This is a genomic window from Cellulosimicrobium sp. MI9406 (assembly GCF_040595865.1).
Classification (GTDB): domain Bacteria; phylum Actinomycetota; class Actinomycetes; order Actinomycetales; family Cellulomonadaceae; genus Cellulosimicrobium; species Cellulosimicrobium funkei.
This window is the reverse complement of record NZ_JALIZI010000004.1, coordinates 213,737-224,377: the sequence shown is the minus strand read 5'-3', so window position 1 is coordinate 224,377 and position 10,641 is coordinate 213,737. Positions and strand designations below refer to the sequence as shown.

Genomic DNA, 10,641 nt, shown 5'->3' with positions numbered 1-10,641 from the left:
ACTGTCCGCATGCTCGCCTCACAGCGCCAGGAGCGCATCCTCGCGGAGATCCGGGACCACGGCGCGGTCCGCATCGGCGACCTGACCCGGGAGCTCGGGGTGTCGGACATGACGATCCGGCGGGACCTCGTCGAGCTCGCCGACCAGGGCCTGGTCCGCAAGGTGCACGGCGGCGCCGTCGCGCCGCACACGACCGCCCACGAGCCAGGGTTCGCCGCGAAGAGCTCGCGCGAGGCCGCCGAGAAGGAGGCCATCGCGACGGCCGCCGCCCGCCTCATCACCGCGAACGCGTCGGTCGCGCTGAGCGCCGGCACGACGACCCACCTGCTCGCCGCCCGCATCGCCGCGGATCCCGCGCTGCGCCCCCTGACGGTCGTGACGAACTCCCTCCCGGTCGCCGAGATCCTGCACCGGGCGAACGACCCGCGCCTGGAGACGATCCTCACCGGTGGCAGCCGCACGCCGTCGGACGCGCTCGTCGGCCCGCTCGCCGAGGCCGCGCTGTCGGGGCTGCGCGTCGACCTCGCGTTCGTCGGTGCGCACGGCGTCGACCCGGAGATCGGGCTCACGACGCCGAACCTCGACGAGGCCGCGACGAACCGCGCGCTCATCGAGTCCGCCGGGCGCACCGTCGTCCTCGCCGACCACACGAAGTGGCACACCACGGGCCTGCGCGTCTTCGCGACGTTCGCCGACGTGGACGTCCTCGTCACCGACGCCGGGCTCGCCGAGGACGAGCGCGCCCGCGTCCAGGACCTCGTCGAGCAGCTCGTCGTCGCCTGACCGGCGACCTCGGCCCCCGCTCCCCGCACTCCCCACGCACCGCGATCGGAACACCCCACGCATGAACCCGCACCTGCGCCGCACCTCGACCCGGCTCGCCGACGGCCGCGAGCTCGTCTACTTCGACGACTCCCCCGCGTACGTCTCGGGCGAGCGCACGCGACGGCTCGACGACCCGCGCCCGCTGCCGGACCGCTTCGCCCCGGTGCCGGGCCCCGACGGGACCCCGCACCCGTACGTCGGCCCGGAGATGCGCCGGGACCCGCTCACCGGCGACTGGGTCCCGCTCGCCGCGCACCGGATGAACCGGACGTTCCTGCCCGCCGCGGACTCGTGCCCGCTGTGCCCCGCGCGGCCCGGCAGCGCGTACTCGGACGGCGAGGTGCCCGACACGGACTACGACGTCGTCGTCTTCGAGAACCGCTTCCCGTCGCTCCAGCGCGTGCCGGGCGTCCCGGACGCGGTGGTCGAGGACGCGCCGCTCCAGCACCACGCCCCGGCGGCGGGCCGGTGCGAGGTCGTGTGCTTCTCGAGCGACCACCGCACGTCCTTCGGTGCCCTCCCGCCGCAGCGGGTGCGCACGATCATCGACGCGTGGGCGGACCGCACCGCCGCGCTCGGCGCCGAGCCCGGGGTCGAGCAGGTCTTCTGCTTCGAGAACCGCGGCCAGGAGATCGGCGTCACCCTGCACCACCCGCACGGCCAGATCTACGGCTACCCGTACGTCACGCCGCGCACGCGCACGCTGCTCGACCAGGCGCGCGAGCACCACCGCCGCACCGGCCGCAGCCTGCTGCGCGACGTGCTCGAGTCCGAGCTCGCGGACGGCCGCCGCGTGGTCCTCGAGACGGAGCACTGGGTCGCGTACGTGCCCTACGCGGCGCGCTGGCCCGTCGAGGTCCACCTCGCGCCGCGGCGCGACGTGCCCGACCTGCCCGCGCTCACGGACGCCGAGCGCGACGACCTGGCCACCGCCTACCTCGAGCTGCTGCGCCGCCTGGACCGGTTCTTCGAGACGGCCGACGGCGAGCCCATCCCCCTGCCGTACATCGCCGCGTGGCACCAGGCCCCGGCCCGCGAGGGCCGCTCGGTCGCCGACGGCGGCACCGACGACGTCACCCTCGCGCGGCTGCACCTGCAGGTGTTCTCCGTGCTGCGCGCGCCCGGCAAGCTCAAGTACCTCGCGGGCTCGGAGTCCGGCATGGGCGCGTGGATCAGCGACACGACGCCCGAGCGCATCGCCGCACGCCTCCAGGAGCTCGCCCCGACGAGCGCCGCCCGGGGCTGGGTGCCCGCGCTGTCGGACGACGACGGCGCCGCGCGCGCCCGTGCCGTGCTCGCCGAGGCGTTCGGCGCGGACGAGACCGGCGAGGAGGTCCGCGTGTGGGCCGCGCCCGGGCGCGTCAACCTCATCGGGGAGCACACCGACTACAACGCGGGCCTGTGCCTGCCGGTCGCGCTGCCCCACCGCACCTACGTGGCGCTGCGGCCGCGCACCGACTCGCTCGTCCGCCTCGCGTCCGCGCAGGCGCCCGGCGAGACGTGGACGGCCCGCCTCGAGGACGTCGGCCCGGGCGAGGTCGCCGGCTGGGGCTCGTACGTCGCGGGCGTGGCGTGGGCGCTGCGCGAGCACCTCGTCGCCCAGGGCGCAGACCCCGCCGCCGTCCCCGGGTTCGACGCGGCCGTCGACTCGAGCGTCCCGTTCGGCGCCGGGCTCTCGTCGTCCGCGGCCCTCGAGTGCGCGGTCGCCGTCGCGCTCGACGACGTCGCCGGGCTCGGCCTCGCGGCGACCGACGCGGGGCGCGCCGTCCTCGCCACCGCGAGCGTCCGCGCCGAGAACGAGATCGCGGGCGCGCCCACGGGCGGCATGGACCAGTCTGCGGCGCTGCGCGCGCAGGCCGGTCACGCGCTCCTCCTCGACTGCCGTCCCGGGCTCGACCCGGTCGAGTCCGCCACGCAGGTGCCGTTCGACCTCGACGCCGCGGGTCTCGCCCTGCTCGTCGTGGACACCCGGGCGGAGCACCGGCTCGTCGACGGCCAGTACGCGCAGCGCCGCGCCACGTGCGAGGACGCCGCCCGCACGCTCGGGATCGGCTCGCTGCGCGAGCTCGCCGACGCGGTGGATGCGAGCGACGACCCGGCGGCCGCGCTGGCCCGCGCGCTCGACGCGCTGCCCGACGACGTCGCGCGCCGCCGCGTGCGCCACGTCGTCACCGAGATCGGCCGCGTCCGCGCGTTCGTGGCGCTCCTGCGCGAGGGCCGGCCGGACGCCGTCGGGCCGCTGCTGAACGCGTCGCACGCGTCGCTGCGCGACGACTACGAGGTGTCGAGCGTCGAGCTCGACGTCGCGGTCGACGCGGCGCGCGTCGCGGGCGCCCTCGGTGCGCGGATGACGGGCGGCGGGTTCGGCGGCTCAGCGATCGCGCTCGTGCGCGCGGACCAGGTCGAGGCCGTCGCCGACGCCGTGCGCGCCGCGTTCGAGCGCGAAGGGCTCGGTGCCCCGGGCTTCCTGCTCGCGACGCCGTCCGCGCCCGCCGAGCGGGTCGCCTGAGCGGTCCCGCTCAGACGTCGTAGGTGACGACGAGGGGCGCGTGGTCGCTCCAGCGCTCCTCGTGCGACGGCGCGCGGTCGACCTCGACCTTGACCGCGCGCTCCGCGAGGGAGGGCGTCGCGAGCTGGTAGTCGATGCGCCAGCCCGAGTCGTTGTCGAACGCGCGCCCGCGCCAGGACCACCAGGTGAACGGGCCCGGGCCCTCGCCACCGTGGACGCGGCCCAGGTCCACGAGCCCGACCTGGTCCAGCCACACGTCGACGTAGGCGCGCTCCCCCGGGAGGAAGCCGGCGCTCTTGAGGTTGCCCTTCCAGTTCTTGATGTCGACGTTGCGGTGCGCGATGTTGAGGTCGCCCGCCAGGACGACCTTCTCGCCCGTGGCGGCGAGCTCGCGCAGCCGCGCCGTCACCTTCTCCAGGTAGGCGTACTTCGCGACCATCGTCTCCGGCTGGCTCACGGTGCCCGAGTGGATGTACGCCGAGACCACGGTGAGACGGCCGCCGTCGGGCAGCTCCAGGTCGGCCTCGACCCAGCGACCGGTGTCGACCGGCGGCTCGGGCTCGCCGGCCCAGCCGGCCCCGAGGCCGACGCGGACCGCGGACACCGGCAGGCGCGACGCGACCGCGACCCCGGCGCGGCCCTTGATGTCGCACGCCTGGTGGGCGACGTGCCAGCCCTCCAGCAGGTCGTTGACGACCGAGTCGGGGGCGCGCACCTCCTGGAGCAGCAGGACGTCGGGCGTCCGGGACGCGATCCAGGCGTCCATCCCCCGGCGGTAGGCGGCGCGGATTCCGTTGACGTTGGCGGTGGCGAGGGTCAGCACGCGGGCCATCCCATCACACGCCACCGACAACGCCGGGCCCCGGCGTCAGGCGGGCGGCGTGGCCTCGCTCACGGGCGCCGCGACGACGCGGGCGGGCCGGAACGCGCTCGCGAGGACTGCCGAGACGGCGGCGAGGACGGCCAGCACGACGAAGCCGACCCGGAGGTGGTGGGCGGTCGCGAAGACGCCGGTGAGGACGCCGCCGAGCACGGCGCCCGCGTAGGTGAAGACGTTGAGCCGCGCGACCGCACGGTCGGTGACCGTCGCCACGACCCCGGCGGCGGGCTCCCCCGCCGCTCCCGCCCGGCCCGACGCGACCGCCTCCCGGGCCCGGTCCCCGACCGCCGAGAACGCGAGCGGCGCGACGACGCCGAGCCCGAGGCCGGTCACCGCGAGGCCGAGCACGGCGACGGGCCAGGCCGGGGCGGCCGCCACCGCGACGAACCCCAGGGCGCCGAGCGTGCCGCCCAGCCGCACGACCCGGACCCGGCCGAGGCGCTCGACGAGACCGTCCCCGACGAGCCGCGACACGATGAGCGCCGCCTGGTACGCCGCGTACCCGAGCGGGGCGGCGGCCGCGCTCGCCGCGAGGACGTCGCGCAGGAACGTCGCGCTCCAGCTCGACACCGCGGAGTCGGCGACGGGGAACGCGAGCATCCCCGCGCCGAGCAGCGCGATCGTGCCCGCCGCGACCCACGTCACCGGTCCGGGCGTCGCCATGGCGCCCGGGCCGGCCGAGGCGTCCCGCACGACGGCGTCCCGGACCACGGCATCGCTGACCACGGCATCCCGGACCACGGCGTCCGGGGCGACGGCACCCGGGACGGCACGGCCGCCGTCGGGCAGGTGCAGCGCGAGCCAGACCGCGCCGACGGCGACGAGCAGCGCCGCGAGCGGGAGCGCGAGCGGCTGGCCGAGACCGGCCAGCGCGCCGCCCGACACCGCGAGCGCGCCGAGCACTCCCCCGGCCGCGTTCGCGGCGTAGAACGACGCGAGCAGGCTGCGGCCGTGGGCGCGCTCGACGTCGATCCCGAGCATGTTCATCGCGGCGTCGACGGCGCCGAGCGCGAGCCCGTAGAGTCCGATCGACCCGAAGAAGAGGGGCCACGACGGCGCGAGACCGATCCCCGCCACCGCCGCCGCGGCGAGCAGCAGGCCGCCGACGACCACGGCACGCGCGCCGCGGACGGCCGCCACGACGCCCGACAGCGCGCTGCCCAGGCCGGCGAGGACGCACACGCCCAGCACGACGAGCGTGACGACGTCGTCGCCCATGCCGAGCCGGTCCTTGTATCCGGGGATGCTCGTGAGCACCACCGCGAACCCGAAGCCCTGCACGGCGTACGCCGCCGTCGTCGCGATGCGCTCCGTCACCCGCGCAGAGTAGCGTCTCGACGGCGCGCTGGAGCGTGCACCGCTCGCGCCGTACCGTCGGCGGTATGAGGGCGATGATCGTCAAGGAGCTCCGGGAGCTCGTCCGTGACCGGCGCACCCTGGGTCTGCTGATCGCGCTGCCCCTGCTCCTGCTCGTGATCTTCGGGTACGCCGCGAACTTCTACGTCTCGACGGTCGAGACCGCGGTGGTCGGCCCGCAGGCCGAGCAGGTGGCCGGCACCCTCCCGGACTTCTTCGACGTCACGACGACCGCGCCGCCCGACGACGAGGCCGACGCGCGCGACATGCTCCGGGACAACGCCGTGGACGTCGCGATCGTCACCGGCGCCGGCACGCCGAAGGCGCTGGTGGACGGCTCCAACCTGTTCTCCGCGCAGTCCGCGCTCGCGGAGCTCGCGCGCGTGGGCGCCGGCTCCGGGACGCCCGTCACGACCGAGGTCCTCTACAACCCCGACCTGGAGACGTCGTGGGTCATGGTGCCCGCGATCATCGGCTTGATCCTCACCTTCATCGGCACGATCATCACGAGCATCGGCCTGGTGCGCGAGCGCGAGGCGGGCACCTTGGAACAGCTCGCCGTAATGCCCATCGCGCCGAGCACCGTGATCCTCGGCAAGATCGCGCCGTACTTCCTCCTCGCCGCCGCGGACATGATCGTCGTGACCGTGCTCGGGGTGCTGCTGTTCGACGTGCCGTTCAACGGCAACGTCCTCACGTTCGCGCTCGGGGCCGCGATCTTCCTCTTCGTCGTCCTGGGCATCGGGGTGTTCATCTCCACGATCTCGCAGACCGCCGGGCAGGCGATCCAGAGCGCGTTCTTCGTCCTCATGCCCCAGATCCTGCTGTCGGGCATGATCTTCCCCCTGGACGCCATGGCCGCCGGCGTGCGGTGGATCGGCTATCTCCTGCCCCTCACCTACTTCACGATCATCTCCCAGGGGGTCATGCTGCGCGGCGCCACGTTCGGGTCCCTGTGGTGGGCGTTCGCCGTGCTCGCCGTCATGGCCGTCGTCGTCTTCTCGGCCGCGACCCTGCGGTTCCGTCGGGACCTCGCCCCCGAGCGGCGCGTCCGGGACGCCCCCGACAGGTCCGCCGAGTCCGGGCGGGGCGCGGCATGAGCTACGGCGTCACGTCCGTCAGCGTGTCCTTCGGCGAGCGGCGCGCGCTCCAGGACGTCACGGTGGAGGTGCCCGCCGGCCAGGTCGTCGCGGTCGTCGGCGGCGACGGCGCCGGCAAGACGACGCTGCTGCGGACGCTCGTGCGGCAGGTCGTCCCCGACTCCGGGCACGTCAGCTCCCCGGAGAAGGCGCAGCTGGGGTTCCTCCCTGCCTCGTCCGGGAGCTGGGCGGCCCTCACCGTGGCGCAGAACATCGACTTCGTGGGCGGGGTCTACGGGCTCACCGGGGCGGCGCTGGAGACCCGGCGCGCCACCCTGCTGGCCGGTGCGGGCCTGACCGGGGCGTCCGACCGGCTCGCCTCCCGGCTCTCGGGAGGGATGCGCCGCAAGCTCGGGTTCTGCCTGGCCGTCGTGCACGAGCCGAGGCTCGTCGTCCTCGACGAGCCGAGCACGGGCGTCGACCCCGTCAGCCGCGTCGACCTGTGGCGGCTCGTCTCGCAGGCCGCGGCCTCAGGGGCGGCCGTCGTCCTGTCCACGACGTACCTCGACGAGGCGGAGCGGGCGGGGCACCTCGTCGTCCTCGACGAGGGCCGGGTGCTCGTCCAGGGCTCGTACGACGACGTCCGTGCCGGCTTCCGCGGCACCGTCACCCGGGGCCGCGTCGCGCGGCGCCCGGCCTGGTCGTGGCGTCGCGGCAGGGAGCGGCACGAGTACTGGCCCGGCGCGGCCGCCCCGCCGGACCTGCCGGTCGTGGAGCCCGACCTGGAGGACATCGTCATCGCACTCTCCCTCGCGCGGCGCTCACCCCAGGAGGTCCTCGGATGACCGACCCCGTCCTCGTGGCCCGGCGCGTGACGCGCCGGTTCGGGTCGTTCCCCGCCGTCGACGACGTCTCGATGCGGGTCGGGGCGGGCGAGGTCGTGGGACTGCTCGGGGCGAACGGTGCTGGCAAGACGACCCTCATGCGGATGCTGCTCGGGCTCCTGCCGGTGACGGCGGGGAGCGTGCAGATGCTCGGCGGTCCGCCGAACCGCGGCCGCCGTCGTCGCATCGGCTACCTGCCGCAGAACCTCGGCCTGTACACGGACATGACGCTGCGGGAGAACCTCGACTTCGTCGGCGCCACGTACGGCACCGGTGCCGCGCGGATCCCGGACGATCTCGCGGGCGACTCCGACGTCCTCGTCGGCGCTCTGCCCCTCGGCACGCAACGCCGGGCGGCGTTCGTGGCGGCCCTGTCCCACCGCCCGGAGGCCGTCCTGCTCGACGAGCCGACGTCCGGCGTCGACGCGCTCGCCCGCGCCCGCCTGTGGGACACGATCCGGGAGCAGTCCGACCACGGCGTGGGTGTCCTCGTCACCACGCACTACATGCAGGAGGCGCAGCAGTGCGACCGGCTCCTGCTGATGTCGCAGGGACGGCTCGTCGCACAGGGCAGCGAGCGCGACATCATCGGTGACACGCGCGCGCTCGCCGTGCGGACCGACGACTGGGCGACCGCGTTCTCCGCGCTCGACCGCGCGGGGCTCCCGGTGACCCTCGACGGCCGGTCGGTGCGTGTCGCGGACTCGAGCGTCGAGAGCGTCCGCACCGCTCTCGCGGGCACGGGGACCGACGCGCGCGTCGAGCCCGTGCCCGCGACGATCGAGGAGCGCATGCTCGTCCTGGCCCGTGGGGGGACCTGAGGCCGGACGGTCGCCGCCACGTCCGGCCGACGGTCGTGGCCGCACCGCGTCCGGAGCCCGGCCCGGCGCACGGGGCGCCGGGCCGGGCCGCTCGGGACGTCAGGCGGAGGCGCGCTCCGCCGCGTCGACGACGTTCGCGAGGAGCATCGCGCGCGTCATCGGGCCGACCCCGCCGGGGTTCGGCGAGATCCAGCCGGCGACCTCGGCGACGTCGGGCGCGGCGTCCCCCACGACGCGGCTCTTGCCGGTCTCCGGGTCGACCTCGCGCGAGACGCCGACGTCGATCACGACGGCGCCGGGCTTCACCATGTCGCGCGTGACGATCCCGCGGACGCCCGCGGCCGCGACGACGACGTCGGCGCGGCGCACGAGCGCGGGGAGGTCCGTCGTGCCGGTGTGCGTCAGCGTCACGGTCGCGTTGACCGCGCGCCGCGTGAGCAGCAGGCCGATCGAGCGGCCGACGGTGACGCCGCGCCCCACGACCACGACCTCCTTGCCCGCGAGGGAGATGCCGTGCCGCTCGACGAGCTCGATGATCCCGCGCGGCGTGCACGGGAGCGGCGACGTGACCTCCTCGTTGACGCGCAGCACGAGCCGGCCGAGGTTGGTCGGGTGCAGCCCGTCCGCGTCCTTGGCCGGGTCGATGAGCTCGAGCACGCGGTTCGTGTCGATGCCCCGCGGGAGCGGGAGCTGCACGATGTACCCCGTGCAGGCCGGGTCCTCGTTGAGGCGTCGGACGGCGGCCTCGATGTCCTCCTGCGTCGCGTCGCCCGGCAGGTCCTCCCGGATCGACGCGAGCCCGACCTCCGCGCAGTCGCGGTGCTTGCCCGCGACGTACCACTGCGACCCCGGGTCGTCGCCGACGAGGAGCGTGCCCAGCCCGGGCACGACGCCCTTCTCCGCGAGGACCGCGAGGCGGTCCTTGAGCTCCGCCTTGATCGTGGCGGCGGTGGCCTTGCCGTCGAGGATCCGCGCGGTCACTGCTGGAGGCCCGGGTACAGCGGGAAGTCGGCCGTGAGCTTCTGCACGCGGGCGCGCAGCGCGTCGGCGTCGGTCGCGGCACCCTCGCGCAGCGCGGTCGCGATGATCTCGGCGACCTCGGTGAACTCGGCGTCGCCGAAGCCGCGGGTCGCGAGCGCCGGCGTGCCGATGCGCAGGCCGGACGTGACGCGCGGCGGGCGCGGGTCGAACGGCACGGCGTTCCGGTTCACGGTGATGCCGACCTCGTGCAGGAGGTCCTCGGCCTGCTGGCCGTCGAGCGCCGAGTGGCGCAGGTCGACGAGGACGAGGTGCACGTCGGTGCCGCCCGTGAGGACCGAGACGCCGGCCTCGGCGACGTCGGCCTGGGTCAGGCGGTCCGCGATGATGCTCGCGCCGCGCAGGGTGCGCTCCTGGCGGTCGCGGAAGCCGTCGGTGGCTGCGACCTTGAACGACACGGCCTTGGCTGCGACGACGTGCATGAGCGGGCCGCCCTGCTGGCCCGGGAACACGGCCGAGTCGATCTTCTTGGCGTACTCCTCCTTGCTGAGGATGAAGCCGGAGCGGGGACCGCCGATCGTCTTGTGGACCGTGGAGGACACGACGTCCGCGTACGGCACCGGGGACGGGTGCAGGCCCGCGGCCACGAGGCCCGCGAAGTGCGCCATGTCCACCCACAGCTTCGCGCCGGCCTCGTCCGCGATCTCGCGGAACGCCGCGAAGTCGAGGTGGCGCGGGTACGCGGACCAGCCGGCGATGATGACGTCGGGGCGGGTCTCGAGGGCCTGCTTGCGGACCTCGTCCATCTCGACGCGGTACGACTGCGGGTCCACGCCGTAGGCGGAGACGTCGTAGAGCTTGCCGGAGAAGTTGATCTTCATGCCGTGCGTGAGGTGGCCGCCGTGCGCCAGCTCGAGGCCGAGGATCCGGTCGCCCTTGTTGATGAGCGCGTGCAGGACGGCGGCGTTCGCCTGGGCGCCCGAGTGCGGCTGGACGTTGACGTGCTCCGCGCCGAACAGCGACTTGGCGCGGGCGATCGCGAGGTTCTCCGCGATGTCGACCTGCTCGCAGCCGCCGTAGTAGCGGCGGCCCGGGTAGCCCTCGGCGTACTTGTTGGTGAGCACGGAGCCCTGTGCCTGCAGGACGGCGCGCGGGACGAAGTTCTCGGACGCGATCATCTCGAGGGTGTCGCGCTGGCGCGCGAGCTCCCCGTCGAGGACGGCCGCGATCTCGGGGTCGAGCTCGGCGAGCGGGGTGTCGAGGACGTTGTCGGCTGGCTGGGCGCTCATGGCGTCTCCTCCGCGGGTGT

The 10,641-nt window shown here is 75.0% G+C and carries 9 protein-coding genes and 1 pseudogene; 6 read left to right on the top strand and 4 right to left on the bottom strand.

Annotated elements, in window-relative coordinates:
• Positions 1-9: 9 nt before the first annotated feature.
• The 3 genes and pseudogenes from MT994_RS09175 to galK all read left to right on the top strand — a co-directional run bounded on the left by MT994_RS09175 (position 10) and on the right by galK (position 3,334).
• Entirely contained in the window at positions 10-783 is a 774-nt protein-coding gene (locus tag MT994_RS09175; protein WP_031315539.1) for a DeoR/GlpR family DNA-binding transcription regulator, read from the top strand.
• 61 nt (positions 784-844) lie between these two features.
• A pseudogene (gene galT / locus MT994_RS09170) lies at positions 845-2,047 on the top strand (galactose-1-phosphate uridylyltransferase); the annotation flags it as partial.
• Positions 2,048-2,116: 69 nt separating this feature from the next.
• Entirely contained in the window at positions 2,117-3,334 is a 1,218-nt protein-coding gene (gene galK, locus MT994_RS09165; RefSeq protein WP_354806127.1) for a galactokinase, read from the top strand.
• 10 nt (positions 3,335-3,344) lie between these two features.
• On the opposite strand, the gene MT994_RS09160 is transcribed toward galK, so the two are convergent.
• Positions 3,345-4,157: an exodeoxyribonuclease III gene (locus MT994_RS09160; protein ID WP_354805975.1), complete on the bottom strand. Its 813-nt coding sequence runs from the start codon at positions 4,155-4,157 to the stop codon at positions 3,345-3,347.
• Between the two features lie 45 nt (positions 4,158-4,202).
• Positions 4,203-5,531, bottom strand: a complete 1,329-nt coding sequence (locus MT994_RS09155) for an MFS transporter (protein WP_354805974.1) — start codon at positions 5,529-5,531, stop codon at positions 4,203-4,205.
• A 65-nt stretch (positions 5,532-5,596) separates the two neighbouring features.
• On the opposite strand from MT994_RS09155, the gene MT994_RS09150 reads away from it, so the two are divergent.
• Genes MT994_RS09150 through MT994_RS09140 form a run of 3 tightly spaced genes read left to right on the top strand, consistent with a single transcriptional unit; the run spans position 5,597 to position 8,354 of the window.
• Entirely contained in the window at positions 5,597-6,670 is a 1,074-nt protein-coding gene (locus MT994_RS09150) for an ABC transporter permease (protein WP_354805972.1), read from the top strand.
• The gene (locus tag MT994_RS09145; RefSeq protein ID WP_194522914.1) at positions 6,667-7,494 is read left to right on the top strand and encodes an ABC transporter ATP-binding protein; all 828 of its coding nucleotides are present in this window, start codon (positions 6,667-6,669) and stop codon (positions 7,492-7,494) included. Before MT994_RS09150 ends, MT994_RS09145 begins: the two co-directional genes overlap by 4 nt.
• Complete coding sequence (locus MT994_RS09140; protein WP_354805970.1) at positions 7,491-8,354, top strand: ABC transporter ATP-binding protein; 864 nt, start codon at positions 7,491-7,493, stop codon at positions 8,352-8,354. The genes MT994_RS09145 and MT994_RS09140 overlap by 4 nt, the downstream gene beginning before the upstream one ends.
• 99 nt (positions 8,355-8,453) lie before the next feature.
• Here MT994_RS09140 and MT994_RS09135 read toward each other — a convergent pair whose 3' ends face one another.
• Both MT994_RS09135 and glyA read right to left on the bottom strand, forming a co-directional pair.
• Positions 8,454-9,335: a bifunctional methylenetetrahydrofolate dehydrogenase/methenyltetrahydrofolate cyclohydrolase gene (locus MT994_RS09135; protein WP_354805969.1), complete on the bottom strand. Its 882-nt coding sequence runs from the start codon at positions 9,333-9,335 to the stop codon at positions 8,454-8,456.
• Positions 9,332-10,621 carry a serine hydroxymethyltransferase gene (gene glyA, locus MT994_RS09130; RefSeq protein ID WP_021482754.1) on the bottom strand — a complete coding sequence of 430 codons (1,290 nt, stop codon included), beginning with the start codon at positions 10,619-10,621 and terminating at the stop codon, positions 9,332-9,334. The genes MT994_RS09135 and glyA overlap by 4 nt, the downstream gene beginning before the upstream one ends.
• Between the last annotated feature and the right edge of the window lie 20 nt (positions 10,622-10,641).